The organism is Glycomyces sp. NPDC049804, assembly GCF_040674615.1.
GTDB classification, from domain to species: Bacteria; Actinomycetota; Actinomycetes; order Mycobacteriales; family Micromonosporaceae; genus Glycomyces; species Glycomyces niveus.
In genome coordinates this window covers 41,945-61,160 of the sequence record NZ_JBFAMQ010000020.1, presented here as the reverse complement: position 1 = coordinate 61,160, position 19,216 = coordinate 41,945, and the positions used below count along the sequence as shown (strand labels likewise).

Genomic DNA, 19,216 nt, shown 5'->3' with positions numbered 1-19,216 from the left:
GCGGCAACTACCGCGGCACGTTCGGCGGTTCCGGCGGCGGTGCCGCAGGCGGCGCCGGCGGCGCGGGCGGTTCCGGTCCTTCGACCGGTGCGCCGGCTCCCTACCGCGGCGGCGGTGGCCGCGCGGGCGGCGGCGGCAAGGCCCGCGGCGGCGGTGCGGCCGGCGCGTTCGGTCGCGGCGGACCCCGCGGCAAGTCCCGCAAGTCGCGTCGTCAGCGGCGCCAGGAGTTCGACAACCTCGCAGCGCCGAGGATGCAGTCGGGCGCTCCGCGCGGCAACGGCGAGACCATCCGCCTGGCCCGCGGCGCGTCGCTCTCCGACTTCGCCGACAAGATCGGCACCCTGCCGGGCACCCTCGTCCAGGAGCTGTTCTCCTTGGGCGAGATGGTGACCGCGACGCAGTCGGTGTCCGAGGAGACGTTCGAGCTGCTCGGCGCCCACCTCGACTGGGACATCAAGATCGTGTCCCCCGAGGAAGAGGACCGCGAGCTGCTGTCGCAGTTCGGCATCGACCTCGACGCCGAGGACAAGGACACGTTCGTCGCGCGTCCCCCGGTCGTCACGGTCATGGGCCACGTCGACCACGGTAAGACGAAGCTGCTGGACGCCATCCGGTCCTCCAACGTCGTCGCCGGCGAGGCGGGCGGCATCACCCAGCACATCGGCGCGTACCAGGTGCACGTCGAGCACGAGGGCGAAGACCGCGCGATCACCTTCATCGACACCCCGGGCCACGAGGCGTTCACCGCCATGCGTGCCCGAGGCGCGAACGTCACCGACATCGTGGTGCTCGTGGTCGCGGCCGACGACGGCGTCATGCCGCAGACGGTCGAGGCCCTGAACCACGCGAGCGCCGCCGGCGCCCCGGTCGTGGTCGCGGTCAACAAGGTCGACCTGCCCGACGCGAACCCGGCCAAGGTCCGCCAGCAGCTGACCGAGTACGGCCTGGTCGCCGAGGAGTACGGCGGGCAGACCATGTTCGTCGACGTGGCCGCCAAGCCGCGCATCGGCATCTCGGACCTGCTCGAAGCGGTCCTGCTCACCGCCGACGCGTCCCTGGAGCTCGAGGCTTCGGAGACCGGCAACGCGCAGGGCATCGCGATCGAGGCGCACCTCGACAAGGGCCGCGGCCCGGTCGCGAGCGTCCTGGTCCAGAAGGGCACGCTGCGGGTCGGCGACTCGATCGTCGCGGGCGGCGCGCACGGCCGCGTCCGGGCGATGCTCGACGCCGACGGCAACCGCGTCACCGAGGCGACCCCGTCGTTCCCGGTGCAGGTGCAGGGCCTCGCGTCCGTCCCGATGGCGGGCGACGTGTTCCTCGCCGCCGACGACGACCGCACGGTCCGCCAGATCGCCGAGCAGCGCCAGGCACGGCGCCGCGCGGCCCAGCAGGCGGCCCGCGTCTCGCGCACCACGCTCGAGAACCTCATGGACAAGATCGCCGAAGGCGAGCGCACCACGCTCTCCCTCATCATCAAGGGCGACGGCGCCGGTTCGGTCGAGGCCCTCGAAGAGGCCTTGGTCGCGCTGGAGATCCCCGAGGAAGTGCAGCTGCGGGTCATCCACCGCGGCGTCGGTCCGGTCACCGAGAACGACGTCAACCTCGCTGCGGCGGGCGACGGCGAGTCGGCGACGATCATCGCCTTCAACGTGCGGGCCGAAGGCCGCGTGCGCGACATGGCCGACCGCGAAGGCGTGGACGTCCGGTACTACACGGTCATCTACCAGGCGATCGAGGAGATCGAGACCGCGCTCAAGGGCATGCTGAAGCCCGAGTACGAGGAAGTGGCGCTCGGCTCCGCCGAGATCCGCGAGGTGTTCCGCTCCTCGAAGCTCGGCAACATCGCCGGTGCGCTGGTCACGAGCGGTTCGATCAAGCGCAACGCGAAGGTCCGCCTCATGCGCGACGGCGCGGTCGTCATCGAGACGACCATCTCCTCGCTGCGCCGGTTCAAGGACGACGCGACCGAGGTCCGCGAGGGCTTCGAGTGCGGTTTCACCTTGAAGAACTACAACAACATCGAAGAGGGCGACATCGTCGAAGCCTTCGAGATGCGCGAGAAGCCGCGCGTTTAGTGCGTCTCCTCGAGACCGAAGCCGCAGCGCGGCTCGGCGAGGCCCGGAAGGGTTTCAGCCGAGCCGCGCTGTCGGCCGTCTACGGTCATGCAGCGATGGCCGCCGCCGACCGCGGCGACTACCGGGCGCTGCTGGCCCAGGTCGGGGACGACCGCCTCGGCGTGTGGACCCGCCTGTTCGTGATCGGTGTGCCGGTCCCGCGCGAGGCGGCCGCTGCGGCCTTCGCTCCCTTCGGCATCGACGAAGCGCTCGCCTGCGGCCTCCTGGTCGGCGACGGTGAGCTGTCGGCCGGCTGGGGCGCCCAGTTCGAGGGCGACCGGCTGCTCTTCTCCGACCAGTTGCCGAACACCACCGGTGGCCGCACGCGCGAGCACGTGCTCGGCGTCGGCGGCGCCTCGAAGCTCCTCATGGACGCGACGCTCCGCGCCCCGGTGGGCGCAGCGCTCGACCTGGGCACCGGCTGCGGGGTGCAGGCGCTCGCGCTGACCGACCACGCCGCGAGCGTGACCGCCACGGACTTGAGCGACCGCGCGGTGGCCTTCGCCGACCTGAACGCCGCCGTGAACGGCGTGGAACTCGAACTCCTGCAAGGAGATCTGCTCGAGCCCGTCGCTGGGCGGCGCTTCGACCTCGTGGTCGCCAACCCGCCGTTCGTGATCGCCACACCCGGCTCGGGGTGGACCTACCGCGACGGCGGCCGCGAAGCGGACGGCATCGCCGCCGAACTCGCGGCGGCCTCGGCCGACCTGCTCAACCCCGGTGGCACGATGCAGTTCCTCGCGAACTGGCTGCACATCGAGGACGCGGACTGGGCCGAGCGCGTCGCGGGCTGGTTCCCCGATGAGGGCGTCCGGGTGTGGGTCCTGGAACGCGAACGGCTCGACCCGCTCGACTACGTGCGCACCTGGCAGCGCGACTCCGGCGAGAGCCACGACGCCGAGCAGGCCGCGGCCTGGCTCGACTGGTTCGAGTCCCAGCACGTCGCTGCCGTGGGGTTCGGCTTCGTGAACGTCCGTCGCGTCGACGGCCCGACCGCGGTGGTCTGCGAGACGGCCCGCCACGCGGTCGAGACGCCGTGGCGCGACCGCGTCGAGGACTGGTTCGCCTTGCGCGACAGGGATCTCGAGCCCGAGACGCTGTGGCGGGCGAAGCTCCGCGTCGCCGACGGCGTCATGCTCCAGCAGAGCGCCGCGCTCGGCGACGAGGGCTGGGACGTCGACCTGCAGTGGCTCCAGCAGACGAACGGCATGCGCTACGCCGAAGAGCTGGACCCGCTGCTCGTGCAGTTCATGGGCGCCTGCGACGGCGAAGCCGAAGTGCGCCTCCAGGTCCAGCTCCTCGCCGACACGTACGGCGCCGAGCCCGCCATGCTCTACGCCCAGCTCTACCCGCTGATCCGCCGCCTCGTCGAACGCGGATTCCTGGCCTAGGACCGCAGGTAGGCCAGGACCGCTTTGACGCGGCGGTGGTGGTCGCCGTCCTCGCTGCTGAGGGTCAGCTTGGTGAAGATGTTGCGGATGTGCTTCTCGACCGCGCCGTCGGAGATGAAGAGGCGCTTGCCGATCGCCTTGTTGGAGTGGCCCTCGGCCATGAGGCCCAGGACCTCCTTCTCGCGGGGGGTGAGGGTCGCGACCGGGTCGTTCTTCCTGCGCCGCACCATGAGCTGGGAGACGACCTCGGGGTCGAAGACGGTGCCGCCCCCGGCGACGCGCTTGAGGGAGTCCATGAAGTCGTCCACATCGATCACGCGGTCCTTCAGCAGGTAGCCGACCGCGCCGCGGGCGTCGGCGAGGAGGTCGTCCGCGTAGGAGACCTCCACGTACTGGCTGAGGATGAGCACCGGCGCGCCCGGCACGAGCTCGCGGGCGCGGGTGGCGGCCCGCAGGCCCTCGTCCGTGAAGGACGGCGGCATGCGCACGTCCACCACCGACACGTCCGGCCGGTGCTCGGCGACGGCCTCCACGAGGGCGTCGCCGTCGCCGACCTCGGCGACCACTTCGCAGCCGAACTCCTCCAGGAGCTTGACCAGCCCCGACCGGATGAGCACCGCGTCATCGGCCACCACTACGCGCACCCGTCACCCCATCCTCCGGCGCCTTCGGCGCCTCTCCCCGAACTCGAGTCGACACTGCTCCTACGCACTGGGAACCTCCACGACGATCACCGTAGGACCGCCGTCGGGGGAGTCGATGGTCCACTGGCCCTCGACGGCCTTGACCCGGTCGGTGAGACCTGAGAGCCCGTGCCCCTTCGAGACGTGCGCGCCCCCGATCCCGTTGTCGCCGACCGAGAGCACCAGCCTATCTCCCCAGTCCTCCACCGACACGGTCGCTTTGGTCGCCTGGGAGTGCTTCGCGATGTTCGTCAGGCACTCGGCGGTCACGAAGTAGACGGTGCTCTCCACGCTCGCCTTGTACCGGCCGTTGAGGTTCGTCTCGAGTTCGACCGGGACGAGCGACCGCGCCGCGAGGGCCGCGAGCGCCGCGTCGAGGCCCCGGTCGGTGAGGATCGGCGGGGCGATGCCGCGCGAGAGCGACCGCAGCTCGTCGATGGTCTCCCGGGTCTGCGCGATCGCGGCCTCCAGCGTCGCTTGCGCCGCTTCGGGGTTGGTCGCGAGCTGGCGCTTGACGCGGGCCAGCTCCATGCCCAGGCCCACGAGCCGCTGCTGCGGGCCGTCGTGGATGTCGCGCTCGATGCGGCGCAGCGCGTCGGCCTCGGCCGAGGTGGCCGCGTTGCGGGACTCCTCGAGCTGGTCGATCCGCTCGTGCAGGCCGCTGATCGAGGTGAGCATGCCCTTGCCGACGAACGCCTGGGCCAGCGCCAGACCGCGCAGCACCGGCACCAGCGTCAGCGCCATGATCACGCCGCCGCTCATCGCCAGGATCGACCGGGCGAGGTACGAGTCGCCCCAGCCCAGCCACTCGGTGGCGTAGTGCAGGCCGTCGTCGCTGCCGTTCGTCGCGGCCTCGATGATCCACGTGTAGGCGGGGTACAGCAGCGTCGCCGCGGTCGCCGTCCACCATGCGATCGCGACCGCGAAGCCGACGATGGCGATCGGCAGGATCGCGACCGCCCACAGCACGTTGAGCCAGGACTGCCCGTCGGTGAGCGGCGTCAGGAAGCGGCGCAGGGCGGACGCGTCCTCGCGGGCGCGCTTGTAGCGGGGGCGGGGCAGCTCGCGGCGCAGCACCGCGGGGATCATGGACCTGCCGGCGGCGGCCATGCCGCGCATCGCGAAGAGGGTGGCCGCGGCGATGGGCACGCCGATCCAGATGACGGCCGTGCCGACGCCGAGCACGGTGCCGACCACGCCGATGATGAACGAGGGCAGGGCGATGAAGAACATCGACAGCAGATAGCCGGTGTCGACGCCCAGTTGCCGCAGGGTTTTTCGCATGTGTCAACACTAGAAAGGCCGGGTCGCCGCGGCGACCCGGCCGTCCTGTGTCTTCGGGGTGGGGACAGCCCTACCTCAGCCCACTCCCGCCCCTGGTCGGCGCGGCTCCCGGGTGGCGATCCCGGCCACCGAGTTGAGCAGGCTCATGATGCAGATGCCGATGATGAAGTTCAGTCCGGCCGTCGCGATCTGCGACTCGAGGTCGGCCACGACGGTGAACGGGATGAGCACGCCCACCGCGATCACCAGCAGCATGATCCAGATGAAGAAGCTCATGGGGCGCGGCATGAGCAGCAGCAGCATGTGGACGACCCCTGTCGCGAGGATCGCCACGCCGAACGCGCCGAACGCGTACGTCGTCGTCGCCGAGCTGCCGTAGGCGCCCGCCTCGGACGGCGAGAGGATGTGGATGCCGAAGACCCCGCGCACGAGCAGGATGCCCACCAGGGCGACCAGCGCGGCGACCACGCCCGTGCCGAACCCGCCCGCCCACAGCTTCGCGGCGTCGATCGGCGGGCGGTCCGACTGCGGCTGCGGTTCGGCCGCCGCCTGGTACCGCCTCGTCGGCTCCTCGTGGTTCCCGGCCCAACCGCCTTGCGGTGCGGACATGGCTCCTCCTTCTCGGCCGTCCACGCGGGCTTCGAGCGGCCCGCTTCTCGGCTCATGGTGGCAGTAACCCGGTACAGAGGTCGCGAAACGCTGTTTTCGGACTTGACGGATTCACGTCCTTCACACCGCGCCGAGTCTCCAAGCTCACGATGCGCCGCGATCGCCGCGGCGGGTAAAGATCTTGGAGTTGTCGGAGGCGGCGCGTAATCTAGAGCGGTGTTCACCGGATGCGCAGAATTCGACCTTCTCCTCCCGCCGGACTCCCGCTCGCTGAAGGCCAAGCGCTCCTATGTGCGCCCGATCGTCGCCTCGCTGCGGAAGTACGAGGTGGCGGTGGCCGAAGTCGGCGACCAGGACGTCCACGGCCGCACCACCATCGGCGTCGCCGCCGTGGCGGGCGAGCACCGGCACGTCCGCGAGCTCCTGGACGCCTGCGAGCACCACATCGCCGGGCGGCCCGAAGTGGAGCTCCTGAGCGTCAGACGCCGCCTCTTCGGCCCGGAAGACGAGTAGACGCGGCATTGCTGCATGACCAGTTGCGGCCCGCCGGGAGGCGGGCGGCAGCGCCGCCGCGGGGAAGCCCCGGGCGGAGAACGAGTATGGCGCACCCGAAGCGAGGTGCGCGTGAAGCGGAAGGCAGGAAGATGGCAGACGCGGCGAAGCGGGCCCAGGTATCGAAGCGGGTCATGGAGCTCACCGCCCAGGCGGTGCGCAAGCTGAAGGACCCCCGGGTCGGCATGGTCACCATCACCGATGCGCGCATGACCCCCGACCTGCGCGAAGCGACGGTCTTCTACACCGTCCTCGGCGACGAAGAGCAGGTCAAGGCCTCCGCGGCGGGTCTCGAGCGCGCCACCGGGCACCTCCGCACCACCGTGGGACGCGCGCTCGGCATGCGCCACACGCCGTCCCTCACGTTCGTGGCCGACACCGTCCCCGACCAGGCCAACCGGATCGAAGCGCTCCTCGCGCAGGCCGCCGCGGCCGACGCCGAGGTGCACAAGCTCGCCGAGGGCGCCTCGTACGCGGGCGACGAGAACCCGTACATAGAGAAGGACGAAGAGGAGGACTCGGAAGAGTCCACCCGGTGACCCCGGCCTCGCGGGACGCCGAACCGCGCCCGGCCTCGTACCGGCGCATCGCGTCCCTCGCGATCCCGGCCCTGGTCGTGCTCGCCGCCGAGCCGATCTACCTCCTCATCGACACGGCCGTCGTCGGCCACCTCGGTGCCGTCCCGCTCGGGGGCCTCGCCCTCGGCGGCGTCATCATGGGCCTCGCGCCGTTCATCGGCGCGGTCCTCGCCTACGGCACCACTGCCCGGGCCTCCCGCCGCTTCGGCGCCGGGGACCGGCCCGGCGCGGTGGCCGAAGGCGTCCAAGGGACCTGGCTGGCGCTCGCCGCGGGACTCGCGATGATCGTCGCGTTCCAGTTCCTCGCCGGCTCGGTCGCCGGACTCATGGGCGACGACCCGGCCGTCGAGGCCGCGGCCGCCGAATGGCTGCGCGTCGCCGTCCTCGGCGCGCCCTTCCTCCTCGTCGCCGGGGCCGGGCAGGGCTGGATGCGCGCGGTGCAGGACACCAAGCGCCCCATGTGGTTCGTCACCGCCTCGTTCCTCCTCTCCGCGATCCTCGCGCCGGTCCTGGTCTACCCGGTCGGGCTCGGGCTGGTCGGTTCCGCGTGGGCGAACGTCGCCGCGCAGGCCGTCTCGGGCGTGCTGTTCCTTCTCGCGCTGCGCCGTGAAGGCGTGCCGCTGCGCCTCGACCGGCCGCTCATGTCGAAGCAGCTCGTCGCCAACGGCGACTTGATCATCCGCGGCGTCGCCTTCCAAGTCAGCTCCTTCTCGGCCACCGCCGTGGCGGCCCGGGTCGGCACCGCCGCGCTCGGCGCGCACCAGATCGGCATGCAGCTGTGGTTCTTCGCGGCGCTCGCCCTCGACGCCGTCGCGATCGCGGCGCAGGCGCTCATCGGCGCCGACCTCGGCGCGGGCCGGCCTGTCGCCGCGCGGGCCACCGCGAAGCGGTTGACGCTCGTCGGGTTCGGCTACGGCGTGGCGTTCCTGCTCGCGATCCTCGTGCTGCTGCCGATCCTGCCGGACCTGTTCACCGCCTCGGCCGACGTGCACGACCAGCTCGTCTACATCTGGCCCTGGCTCGTGCTCCTCCTGCCGGTGGCCGGGGTCGTGTTCGCGCTCGACGGGGTGCTCATCGGCGCGGGCGACCTGCGGTTCATGCGGAACATGACCGTCATATCGATCGCGAGCGGCCTGCCGTTCACGTGGCTCACGCTCGTCTTCGGGTGGGGCCTCGCCGGCATCTGGGGCGGCATCGCCGTGTTCATGCTCGTGCGCCTCGCGATGATCCTCTGGCGGCTGCGCTCGGGCGAGTGGGCCGTCACCGGCGCCGAGCGCGCCTGAGAATTCTTGTCTCACCATGTGAATTGTGCGCGGAATCTCGCCTGAACCTTCGTTAAGGTGTCGAGGATGAAGACTCATTCATCGACTCGACGGAAGCGCCGACACCGTCCCGATAATTGGGACGAGGAGAAGGCGGAGGCCCTGCGCGCCCTCCAGGAATCGCTCGACCGGCACCAGTGACCACCCGCGCGGCGGGCGCGGCCGAAGACGCGATTAGCCTCTACGTCCGTGACCTCCAATTCCGCCAAGCCCGCCGAGCCGGGCCTCATCGTCGTCGACAAGCCGCAGGGCATCACCTCGCACGGGGTCGTGTCCCGGATGCGCCGCATCTGCGGCACCCGCAAGGTCGGCCACGGCGGCACGCTCGACCCGATGGCGACCGGCGTGCTCATCGTCGCGGTCGGCAAGGCCACCAAGCTGCTCACGTACGTGTCCGGCCTGGACAAGTCCTACGCCGCGACGATCCGGCTCGGCCAGGCCACGGTCACCGACGACGCCGAGGGCGAGGTGATCGCGAGCGCCGACGCCTCGGTGGTGGCCGACGCCGCGATCCGCGACGGGCTCGCGGCGATGACCGGCGAGATCGACCAGGTGCCGAGCGCGGTGAGCGCCGTGAAGGTCGACGGCCAGCGCGCGTACAAGCGGGTGCGCGAGGGCGAGACCGTGGAGCTCAAGGCCCGGCGGGTCACGATCGCTTCGATCGAGGTGCTGGCGATCCGGCGCGAAGGCGAGTTCGTCGACGTCGACGTCGACGTCTCGTGCTCTTCGGGCACGTACATCCGCGCGATCGCGCGCGACCTCGGCGACGCGCTGAACGTCGGCGGGCACCTGACCGCGTTGCGGCGCACCAGGATCGGTGGTTTCGGCATCGACGTGGCCGCGACCTTGGAGACGCTCGCGGAGCGCTCGGAGGCGGGCGAGCCGCTCGGCGCGCTCGCGATGGGCGAGGCGGCGGCGCGGCTGATGCCGACGCGCACGGCGACCGACGCCGAGGCGAAGGCGCTGTCGTACGGGAAGCCGCTCGACGCGGCCGGGATCGAGGGCCGGTACGCGGTCCTCAGCGAGGCCGGCGACCTCCTCGCGGTCATGACCGAGCGCGACGGCAAGGCCAAGCCCGAGACGGTGTTCGCGGCCGCGAGCTGAGCGGCGGCGGCGCGGCGTGCCCCTTCCCACCCGCGTCCGCCTTCCTGCCAACCGAAAAGGACGATGGTCGCATGCGGGGGCGACATTGTTCGTTTTCGCAGGTTGCGGGGTGGGTCAGGCCGGCTGCTTGTGGGCTGTCGCCCGGAAGGCGATCGGGGTGGTCCCCGTTCGTTGGGCGAAGAACTTGTTGAAGTTGGTGGCGCTGGTGAAGCCGAGGCGTTCGCCGATGCGGGCGGCGGGGATGGGGGAGCAGGCGAGCATGCGCTTGGCTTCGAGGATGACGCGGCGGTCGATGAACTCCTTCGCGGGGATCCCTGCGGCCGCGAGGGTGGCCCGGGAGAGCGTCCTGGGGGAGTAGGCGAGGGCTTCGGCGTAGTCGCTGAGCCGGCGCGAGTTCGCGAAGTCGCGCTCGACCGCGTCGCGGAAGGCCAGGTACACCTCGCTCGGATCGGGACCGGCCTGCGGTGCGGGCAGGCTCGCCACGCGCAGGACCAGGACTGCGAGCAGGTGCCGCAGCACCTGCAGCCGCGTGTCCAGAGGCAGTCGGTCGGCCGAGTGCTCCCATTGCAGCTGCGTGGTCGCCGCCCGCAGCAGCGCGTGGTCCTCGGCCGTGGGGACGCGCACCACCGGAGCGTGCGGGTCGTCGACGCACACACCGATCGCGGTGTCGGGGTCCAAGAAGTCGGTGGCGAAGCGGATGACGGTGCCTTCGGCCTGGTCGAGGCCGCTCCACTGCTGCACCTGGCCCGGCCGCGCCCACAGCCACTGGCCGGGGGTCAGCGCATGCTCGGTGAAGTCGACCGAGTGCCGCATCGCGCCCGAGGAGAGCGTGAGCAGGCAGTGCAGCTCGGAGCGGAAGGGCCGCGTCAGCGCGGAGGCGTCGCCGCCCGCGCGGAGGCGCGAGAGCGTGACGATCTCGATCGAAGGGCCGCGGCCGTCGTGCGCGGCCGGCTCCATGGCGGGCGCGAAAAGGCGGCCCGTTATGTCATCTTGTCGCGTATTCACCAGCATCGACGGCAAGTTTATCCCTTTTATCGTGGTTCCACGTTGTGTCTCGATCATAGGGTCGAGCCGCCCAGGAAACTTGTTTAAATTTGAAGTAGTCTAATGCGCATGGCTGAAACCAAGACCGTCGACTTCTGGTTCGACCCCGCCTGCCCGTGGGCGTGGATGACCTCCCGCTGGATCCTCGAGGCCGCGAAGCTCCGCCCGATCAACGTGCGCTGGAACGTGATGAGCCTGTGGGTGCTCAACGAGCCGAAGCTCGACGAGCTCCCCGAGTTCTACCAGGATCTGCTGCCGAAGACCCGTCCGGCTGTGCGGGTCGCGACCGCGGTCGCCGAGCAGTACGACAACGAGACCCTCGGCCGCCTCTACACGGCCCTCGGCAACCGCATCCACATCGGCGGCGAGAAGGACTCCGAGATCTACATCCCGGCCGCGCTCGAAGCGGTCGGCCTCCCCGTCGAGCTGGCCGACGCCGGCAAGAGCGAGGAGTGGGACGAGGCGCTGGAGGCCTCGCACCAGCGCGGCATCGGCCTCGTCGGCACCGACGTCGGTACCCCGGTCGTGGCCGTGGAGAACGACGAGGGCGTGCAGGTCGGCCTCTTCGGCCCCGTCGTCACCCCCGCCCCGATGGGCGAGGCCGCCGCGAAGCTGTGGGACGGCGTCTACGCCGTGGCCACCACGCCGGGCTTCTACGAGCTCAAGCGCTCCCGCACCGACGGCCCGAACTTCGACAACCTCACCGCCGACCTCTAGGCGGACGAGCACGCCGATGCCCGCGACGCTCTGCGTCGCGGGCATCGGCGTATTCAGTAGAGGGTTCCGTCCCCCGGGGTCGGGTGTGTCCGGTCGCCGTCGCCCCACATCAATGGTGGCGCGGGGGTACGACATCAAAGGCGGCCCAGGGGCACGCCGACTCGGGACGGCCGTGATGCGTTCGGTCCCCGCGCGACGATCGCGCGGGGACCGAACGGTGGTCTCCTTGGGCGGCAAGGCCGTCCGGCGGCGTCAGCCGACCTGGGACAGCCAGGACTGCTCGCTGCCGCCGGCGGCCTGGCGGTAGGGGCGCAGTTCGCGGTCCCATTCCAGGCCCAGCAGCTGGTCGAGCCCGTTGCGCAGGGCCTCGGCGCTGGTGGTGGTCGCCAGGAGCGCGCGGATGCGGTCCTCGGCGATCATGATCTCGCCGCCGGCGCTCATCGCCGCGCGGTAGATGCCGCGACCGGGGACGTGCATGATCCGCTCGCCGTCGACGCCCGCGCTCGGGTCCTCGGTGACCTCGAAACGCAGCATCGGCCACTGGGCGAGGGCCTTCGCGAACTCGGCGCCCATGCCGGCGTAGCCCGTCCAGGCGCGCTCGGCGCGCATGGTGCTGCGCTCGGCCTGCTGGGGGGTCCAGCCCAGCTTCACGCCCTGGCTCGCGGAACCGGAGCGCTCCAGGACACGGCCGATCGCCCACTCGACATGCGGGCAGACCGCAGACGGGCTGGAGTGGATGTAGATCACGCCGCGTGTCTGCATCGCGCACCTCCTTGGGAATCGGCGTATCTGAGTACTGGCTCACTCCTTGTGGTCATTTCATAACGACTTGAAGTCGTGCAACGGGTATCGGCCGGGATGAGAGTGGGATGAACTCGAACCCGGCGCGCTATTCCGCTCAGTTACATACTGACAGCTTCGAAAGCATCGCGCTAGGCTTAAACCGCTCCGGGGGCTCACTTTTTCGATCATTCGATGCGTCACACCCGGTACGTGTGCTAGTTGCCGCACCCGGCACCTGAGCTACACTTGCGCATGACCGGCGTACTGTCGGTTTTCTTTTGTGGTCCAACCCAGGTTCAGTGCCCGCCATGAGGGCTGCTCTTCCTGTGTCAGGCCGAAGATTCGTCTTACACGACAAGGTGAGGAGACCGGCGTGGCAGCCAACACTTCCAAGACAGCACGCGCTTCCGTCAAGGCCGGCCAGGGCAAGGGCACCGCCGGCCTCAGCGTCCTCGGCGAGTTCAAGTACCTGATCCCGCTGAACAACGGCAAGCACGTGTACCTGCGCAACCTGACCGACGGCAAGACCCTGCACCTCGCCACCGGCTCCGAGGCGTTCACCGAGGCCGTCAAGGCCCTCGCCGCCGCCGGCCACGGTGAGAAGATCAAGGCCGAGATCGAGGGCCTCGCCGCCAAGCTCCCCGCGGAGCAGGGCTGGGACACCACCCTCAAGACCCTCGAAGAGGCCGGCGCCTTCGCCGCCGAGGCCGTCGCCGCCTAGGTCTCGCACCCGCGACGTTCGCGCTCCATGCCCGCCAGGGCGTGGAGCGCTTTTCTCTGTCCCCGATCCATGCTCCGAATTGCTCGATCGCTTGTACGACACTGCGCCGATGCGATTGCGGATGCAAATGGCATTGGCGTTTATCGAAGGCACTCCGAATAAGGACCCGAAGGGGCTTGCCTCACCCGATCGGACGATCCCCAATGGGGTGGACGTTCAGTCGGCGAGATCGGCGGTGCAGACCGGTTCGGACTTCGGGACCTCGTTGATCTCCCACAAGGCGCTCACCAGGAAGCAGTAGTCCTGGTCGGGGTTGAACCCCGCCGAGGTGTAGGTCGGCTCGGTGGTGCCCACCTCGTCGAGCGCCTCGGCCTTCTCGTCGCCCACCCGCTGGGCGAACACGATGTACCGCAGCGAATCGGTCGCGCCCTCGGGTTCGGTCCAGGTGAGCGTCACCTCGCCGTCGCTCCAGGACGCGATGGTCACGTCGGTCGGCGCGCCCTTGCCGTCGGTGTTCGCCTGGTCGAGGTCGTCGGGGGTCTTGTCGGGGGTCAGGAGCCACAGCCACACCGTCATGACCGTGCCGAGCAGCACCGTGATCGCGAGCCCGAGGTACACGTACGACTTGAGGCCGCGCTCGTCCTTCTGGCGCGGCTGGATCTGCTTGGGGGCCTTGTACGCCTTGGTCTTCCGCGGCTTGGAGCCGTCGCGGCCGATCACCGGCGGCGCGAACACCTGCTCCTGCGGGGCCGCCTGCATCGGCGGCGCCTGCTGCGCGGCCTGCGGGCTCCACGGCATCGGCGGCGGCTGCATGCTCACCGGCGCCTGCGGCGGCGCCGAGTAGGGCGCGAGACCGCTGTGCAGCGCCTGCTGCTGCGGCGCGCCGGAGAACGGCTGGGCGCTCATGGGCGCCCCCGAGAACGGCTGGGCGCTCATCGGGGCGCCGGAGAACGGCGCCGCCGAGACCGGACCGCCAGCCACGGCGGAGCTTGCGGAGCCGGAGGTCTGCTCAGCGTGCCCATCGAGTTGCGCGTACCGCGGGTCCACGGCGTGGCCGAGTTCCCCGGCGAACCCGCCGCCGGTGCGGCCTCCGGTGAGGCCGCTGCCGAGCGTGCCGCCGCGTTCGGGCTGCGGCATGGGCTGCACCGGAGCGAACGGGTCGAGCGGCACCCGCGTGCCCCGTGAGGCGACCTCGGGTCGGTAGACCGTCTCCTCGTTGCTCACGTCGCCGATCACGGCGGGCGCGGCGGCCTTGCCGACCCCGCCGCCGTACATGCCGCGCTGCAGCTCCTCGGCGAACGCCTGGCCCGAGGCGGGCCTGCGCGCCGGGTCGCGGGAGAGGCCGCGCACGAGCAGGCTCTCCAGCCAATCGGGCACGTCGTCGCGGGGGAGCTTCGGCGGCGGAGCGTCGGAGGTGACGCGCGCGCGGTGCGTGTCGGGGTCGGTCCCGCCCTCGGGGTTCGCGAACGGCGCGAACCCGGCGAGGAGGTGCCACATGCTCGACGCGAGGCTGAACAGGTCGCTCGCGGGCGTCTGCGCCTGGCGCAGCAGCGCCTCAGGGGAGGCGTGGAGCGGCGTGAGCTTGTCGATCGCGGCGGTGGCGGCGAGCGAGGCGCCGCTGCGGGCGATGCCGAAGTCGGCGAGCGCGGGGCCGTACTGGCCGCGCAGGATGTTCTGGGGCTTGACGTCCCGGTGGAGGATGTCCGCGTTGTGCGCGGCCTGGAGGGCCTGCCCGATCTTGACGCCCACGTCGATGACGTCTTCGACGGGGAGCGGCCCGCCGGCCTTGAGGATCGCCGAGTACGAGCCGCCTTCGCAGTACTCCATGACGATGTACGGCTGCGCGGCCTCGGTGTGGCCGGTGTCGATGATCGAGACGATGTGGGGGTGGTTCGAGACCGCGACGGTGGCCTCGAGCTCCTTCTCGACCGAGTCCGCGGTGGTCATGTCGTCGTCGACGAGCAGGACCTTGACGGCGACCGTGCGGTCGAGGCGCTCCTGGACGGCCGTGTAGACGAACGCGGTCGAACCGTGCGCGACCATCGCGAAGTCGCGGTAGCCGGGGATGGCAGGAGTGGGGGAGCTCAAGGCGAGGGCTTCCTGTCAGGATGCAGCAGATTGTCCATGCACGGCTCGCAAGCTTCGCCGTGCCGTCCTGAACAGAGTAGCCCTCGCCTTGAGGGTGCCTCAGATGCGTCCGCTTTGGCCGTTCAGCAGGTTCGCCACCCGGATGAGGCCCAGGTGCGAGTACGCCTGCGGGTGGTTGCCCAGGCCGCGCTCGGCGATCGGGTCCCACTGCTCGGGCAGCAGGCCGGTCGGTCCCGCGCACGCGAGGATCTGCTCGAACAGCTCCTCGGCGTCGGTGCGGCGCCCCACCTGCAGGTACGCCTCGGCGAGCCACGCGGCGCAGATGATGAACCCGCCCTCGGTGCCCGGCAGGCCGTCGTCGCGGTGGTAGCGGTAGACCGTCGGGCCCGAGCGCAGCCCGGCCTCGATCCTGAGCACGGTCTTGAGGTAGCGCGGGTCGTCCGGCGGGAGCAGCCCCGAAAGGCCGATCCACAGCGAGGCGGCGTCGAGGTCGTCGTGGCCGTACGCGGCCGTGTAGGCCCCGGCCTCGTCGTTCCAGCCCAGCTCCAGCACGTTCTTGGCGATCTGGTCGCGCAGCTCGTGCCAGTCGGGGCCGTACTCCATGCCGAAGTGCTCGGCGACCTTGAGCGCGCGGTCCACGGTCACCCAGCACATGACCTTCGAGTACACGTGGTGCCGCGGGGCCTGGCGGGCCTCCCAGATGCCGTGGTCGGGCTCGTGCCAGCGCTTGGCGACGGCCTCGACCATGCTGCCGAGGACCTGCTGCTCGAAGTCCGAGAGGTGCCCGCGGCGCTGCGCGACGGCCTCGACGAGCATCGCCACCGGGCCGAACACGTCCAGCTGGACCTGGTTCGACGCGGCGTTGTTGATGCGCACCGGCCGCGCCCCGGCGTAGCCGGGGAGCGTGTCGATGATCGCCTCGGGGCTCGGGGCCATGCCCTCGATGTCGTACAGCGGGGCCAGCCGCTCGGGGTGGCCCGCGGTGCGCTCGATGATGCCCGCGACCCACGCGAAGTACGACTCGGCCTCCTGCAGCGAGCCGAGGTCGACCAGGGCGTTCGCGGTCATCGCGGCGTCGCGGATCCAGCAGAAGCGGTAGTCCCAGTTGCGCACGCCGCCGAGCTCTTCGGGCAGCGAGGTGGTCCCGGCCGCGAGGATCGCGCCCGTGGGCTGGTAGCAGAGGGCCTTGAGCGCCAGCGCCGAGCGGGAGACCATCTCGGTCTCGACGCGCGGGAGCTTGAGCGAGTCCGACCAGTTGCGCCAGCCGGCCTCGGTGGTGCGGCGGCGGACGTTGACGGCGGGCGTCCACGCGTCGAGGTCCGAGGAGCCGGCGCGCATCTCGAGCACCAGGGACCCGCCGATCGCGGCGAGGTCGACGGTGGCGACGGCCAGCGAGTGCTGCCCGTCGTACTCGATGTGCCAGTCCACGCCGGGCGAGCGCAGGCTGATCGGCTCGCGGCCGCCGAGAACGTGCAGGCCGTCGTCGCCGACGGGCTGGAGCTGCACGGGCAGCTGCCCGAACTCCGGCCGCGGCGCGAAGGTGAGCTTGACGGGGACCTCGCCGCTGATCTCGCGCACGAGCACGGTGGCGTTGAGGTCGCCGCGGCGCCTCGGCGTCGAGTCGAGCCAGTCGGTGACCGACAGGCCCGGCCAGCGGGTCTCGACGGTCATGGTGCCGGAGACGTACCGCTGCCCGAGCGGGATGCCGGCGTTGACGGGCTGGACGGTGAAGTGGCCGGCGTGCTCGCCGCCGAGCAGGTCGGCGAAGACCGAGCCGGAGTCCGGCCGGGGGTGGCACATCCAGGTGACGCGCCCGTCAGGGGTGAGGAGGGCGTGGTTGGCGCCGTCGGCGAGCATCGTGTGCCGCTCGATGAGCTGCGCCGATTCGCCCTGGAGCCAGGCCCGGCGGGTGTCGACGAGGCGCGCGAGGAGCTTCGCGACGTCGGTGGGGTCGCCGATGCGGAACGCGGCGCGGGTGGGGCCGGGGCCGACGCGGACGCCGACGTCCGGGCCGTGCAGGTGCGCAAACGCATTCTCGTCGGTGACGTCGTCGCCCAGGAAGAGGACCGCGGAGGCCCCCAGCTGGTGCCGCAGCTTGTCGAGCGCGTCGCCCTTGTGGGTGGTGACCACGGACAGGTCGATGACGGCCTTGCCCTCGGTGGTCTGCACGCCGTCCCATGTGGACGGACCCTCGCGGACGTCCTCGACCGCCCGCATCGCATCCGCTTCGGACGCTTCGCGGACGTGCAGCGCGCACCCGGCCGGCTTCGGCTCGACCCGGGCGCCCTCGTAGCGTTCGGCGATCGCCGACAGCTCGGCCACGAGCTTGTCGCGCAACCGCTGGTCCTCGCTGGAGAGCGCCCGGGTGAAGCCGATGTCGAACTCGGATCCGTGGGACCCGACCAGGTGGATCTCGGACGGTAGGCGGGAGAGCGCCGCCAGGTCCCGCAGCGCCCGGCCGGAGATGACCGCGACCTTCGTCTGCGGCAGGTTCGCCAGCGTCCGCAGGGCAGAGACCGACTCGGGAATCGGCATGGCCTGCGAGGGATCGGTGACGATCGGCGCGAGCGTGCCGTCGTAGTCGCACGCGATCAGCAGCTGCGGAACACGGGCGAGCAAAGTGAGAGCCGAGCGCAGCTCCTCGGAGGAGCTGAAGTCCTCCGGCGCGGGGCCCTCAGGGCGTGGTGCGGTCATCGTGGCGTATCTCTCCAACACCGTCGTTGCGGAAATGTCTGTGCCTGCCGCCCGACCGCCGGGTATCAGACTTCGGCAGGCGGGCTGCCCGGATTGTACGCCGCGCTGCGCTCCGGAACTCCTAGCGCTGTGAGGAAACTGCGCGCCCAGCGACTCACATCGTGCTTGCGCAGATAACGCCTCATGGCGCGCATCCTCTTCATCTTATCGTCGAGCGACGCGTTCGCCGCTGTCACAAATCCGTCTTTCAAATCGGTCAAATCATGCGGATTCACCAGGAACGCCTGCCGCAGATCGCCTGCGGCGCCGGCGAACTCGCTCAGGACGAGCGCCCCGCGGTTGTCGATGCGGCTCGCCACGTACTCCTTCGCGACCAGGTTCATGCCGTCGCGCAGCGGGGTTACCGCCATCACGTCGGCCGCCTGGTACAGCGCCGCCAGCTCATACCGGTCGAAGCTCTGGTGCAGGTAGTGCACCGCCGGGAGCCCCACCTGCCCGTACTCGCCGTTGATGCGCCCGACCTGGCGCTCGACCCGCTCGCGCAGCTTCATGTACTGGTCGACGCGCTCGCGGCTGGGGGTCGCGACCTGGACCATGACCGCGTTCGGCACCTGCAGCCGGCCGTCCTCCAGGAGCTCCCGGAAGGCTTTGAGCCGCTGCTCGATGCCCTTGGTGTAGTCGAGCCGGTCGACGCCGAGGAAGATCGTCTCCGGCTCGCCGAGCTCGGCGCGGATCTCCTTGGCGCGCTGACGGACCCGCTCGGTGCCCGCGACCTCTTCGTTGTGGGCGGTGTCGATGGAGATGGGGAAGGCGTCGGCGCGCACGAGCCGGTCGTCGACGGTGACGTAGTGCCCCCGCGGCCGGTAGCCGAGGAGGTGCCGGGTGAGCGCCAGGAAGTTCTGCGCCGCGAGCGGGCGCTGGAAGCCCACCAGGTCGGCCCCCAGGAGGCCCTTGAGGATCTCCATGCGGTGGGGGAGCTGCATGAACAGCTCGACCGGCGGGAACGGGATGTGCAGGAAGAACCCGATCCGCAGGTCGGGGCGCCTCTCGCGCAGCATCCCGGGGACGAGCTGGAGCTGGTAGTCCTGGACCCACACGACCGCCCCGGGGGCGGCCTCGCGGGCGCAGACGTCGGCGAACCGCTCGTTGACCTCGTAGTAGGACTTCCACCAGGAGCGGCGGAAGACGCGGGGCTCGACCGCGTCGTGGTAGAGCGGCCACAGCGAGGCGTTCGAGAACCCCTCGTAGTAGCGCAGGACCTCGTTCTCGCTCAGTGAGACCGGCAGGAGCGTGACGCCGTCGGACTCGAAGGCGGCGGGCGCTTCGCCGGCGGTGCCGGCCCAGCCGATCCACGTGCCGTGATTGGCCTGGAGAACGGGTTCGAGGGCGGTGACGAGGCCGCCAGGGGATCGGCGCCAGGTTCGGTTTCCCTCGTCGTCGACCACGGAGTCGACGGGGAGGCGGTTGGCTACGACAATGAAGGATGCGTTGCTCAATTCGGTTTTCCTCCTTTTGACAAGCCTACCGGGAGC

The 19,216-nt window shown here is 70.7% G+C and carries 16 protein-coding genes; 8 read left to right on the top strand and 8 right to left on the bottom strand.

The genetic code is table 11. The features are described 5' to 3' along the window. Positions 1–2,075: translation initiation factor IF-2 (gene infB, locus AB0K52_RS23150; protein ID WP_363536022.1), on the top strand; the 2,075-nt coding region annotated here is incomplete at its 5' end. Further along, positions 2,075–3,505: a methyltransferase gene (locus AB0K52_RS23145; RefSeq protein WP_363536019.1), complete on the top strand. Its 1,431-nt coding sequence runs from the start codon at positions 2,075–2,077 to the stop codon at positions 3,503–3,505. The genes infB and AB0K52_RS23145, both read left to right, overlap by 1 nt. On the opposite strand, the gene AB0K52_RS23140 is transcribed toward AB0K52_RS23145, so the two are convergent. From AB0K52_RS23140 to AB0K52_RS23130, 3 genes are all read right to left on the bottom strand, one after another. Next, entirely contained in the window at positions 3,502–4,149 is a 648-nt protein-coding gene (locus AB0K52_RS23140; protein ID WP_363536016.1) for a response regulator transcription factor, read from the bottom strand. The genes AB0K52_RS23145 and AB0K52_RS23140 overlap by 4 nt on opposite strands. A 60-nt stretch (positions 4,150–4,209) precedes the next feature. Then, entirely contained in the window at positions 4,210–5,472 is a 1,263-nt protein-coding gene (locus AB0K52_RS23135; RefSeq protein ID WP_363536013.1) for a sensor domain-containing protein, read from the bottom strand. Between the two features lie 75 nt (positions 5,473–5,547). Further along, the gene (locus AB0K52_RS23130) at positions 5,548–6,081 is read right to left on the bottom strand and encodes a DUF6069 family protein (RefSeq protein WP_363536011.1); all 534 of its coding nucleotides are present in this window, start codon (positions 6,079–6,081) and stop codon (positions 5,548–5,550) included. A gap of 216 nt (positions 6,082–6,297) precedes the next feature. On the opposite strand from AB0K52_RS23130, the gene AB0K52_RS23125 reads away from it, so the two are divergent. From AB0K52_RS23125 to truB, 4 genes are all read left to right on the top strand, one after another. Beyond that, the gene (locus tag AB0K52_RS23125; protein ID WP_208493861.1) at positions 6,298–6,594 is read left to right on the top strand and encodes a DUF503 domain-containing protein; all 297 of its coding nucleotides are present in this window, start codon (positions 6,298–6,300) and stop codon (positions 6,592–6,594) included. A 131-nt stretch (positions 6,595–6,725) separates the two neighbouring features. Further along, the gene (gene rbfA / locus AB0K52_RS23120) at positions 6,726–7,172 is read left to right on the top strand and encodes a 30S ribosome-binding factor RbfA (protein ID WP_363536008.1); all 447 of its coding nucleotides are present in this window, start codon (positions 6,726–6,728) and stop codon (positions 7,170–7,172) included. Then, positions 7,169–8,494, top strand: a complete 1,326-nt coding sequence (locus tag AB0K52_RS23115) for an MATE family efflux transporter (protein ID WP_363536006.1) — start codon at positions 7,169–7,171, stop codon at positions 8,492–8,494. Before rbfA ends, AB0K52_RS23115 begins: the two co-directional genes overlap by 4 nt. A 228-nt stretch (positions 8,495–8,722) precedes the next feature. Beyond that, positions 8,723–9,637 (top strand): tRNA pseudouridine(55) synthase TruB, encoded by a 915-nt coding sequence (gene truB, locus AB0K52_RS23110; protein ID WP_363536003.1) that lies wholly within the window; start codon positions 8,723–8,725, stop codon positions 9,635–9,637. Between the two features lie 114 nt (positions 9,638–9,751). Here the strand turns inward: truB and AB0K52_RS23105 are convergent, their stop codons facing one another. Further along, positions 9,752–10,594, bottom strand: a complete 843-nt coding sequence (locus tag AB0K52_RS23105) for a helix-turn-helix domain-containing protein (RefSeq protein ID WP_363536000.1) — start codon at positions 10,592–10,594, stop codon at positions 9,752–9,754. A gap of 156 nt (positions 10,595–10,750) precedes the next feature. Between AB0K52_RS23105 and AB0K52_RS23100 the strand changes: the two genes are divergently transcribed. After that, complete coding sequence (locus tag AB0K52_RS23100; protein ID WP_363535997.1) at positions 10,751–11,398, top strand: disulfide bond formation protein DsbA; 648 nt, start codon at positions 10,751–10,753, stop codon at positions 11,396–11,398. A 252-nt stretch (positions 11,399–11,650) separates the two neighbouring features. On the opposite strand, the gene AB0K52_RS23095 is transcribed toward AB0K52_RS23100, so the two are convergent. Next, positions 11,651–12,160: a DUF3145 domain-containing protein gene (locus AB0K52_RS23095; protein WP_363535994.1), complete on the bottom strand. Its 510-nt coding sequence runs from the start codon at positions 12,158–12,160 to the stop codon at positions 11,651–11,653. 394 nt (positions 12,161–12,554) lie between these two features. On the opposite strand from AB0K52_RS23095, the gene AB0K52_RS23090 reads away from it, so the two are divergent. Then, positions 12,555–12,902 carry a hypothetical protein gene (locus AB0K52_RS23090; RefSeq protein WP_363535991.1) on the top strand — a complete coding sequence of 116 codons (348 nt, stop codon included), beginning with the start codon at positions 12,555–12,557 and terminating at the stop codon, positions 12,900–12,902. A 216-nt stretch (positions 12,903–13,118) separates the two neighbouring features. Here the strand turns inward: AB0K52_RS23090 and AB0K52_RS23085 are convergent, their stop codons facing one another. From AB0K52_RS23085 to AB0K52_RS23075, 3 genes are all read right to left on the bottom strand, one after another. Continuing rightward, entirely contained in the window at positions 13,119–14,990 is a 1,872-nt protein-coding gene (locus tag AB0K52_RS23085; RefSeq protein ID WP_363535988.1) for a protein kinase, read from the bottom strand. Positions 14,991–15,089: 99 nt separating this feature from the next. Then, complete coding sequence (otsB, locus tag AB0K52_RS23080) at positions 15,090–17,684, bottom strand: trehalose-phosphatase (protein WP_363535985.1); 2,595 nt, start codon at positions 17,682–17,684, stop codon at positions 15,090–15,092. 65 nt (positions 17,685–17,749) lie between these two features. Next, positions 17,750–19,180: a trehalose-6-phosphate synthase gene (locus tag AB0K52_RS23075; protein ID WP_208493871.1), complete on the bottom strand. Its 1,431-nt coding sequence runs from the start codon at positions 19,178–19,180 to the stop codon at positions 17,750–17,752. Positions 19,181–19,216 lie beyond the last annotated feature (36 nt).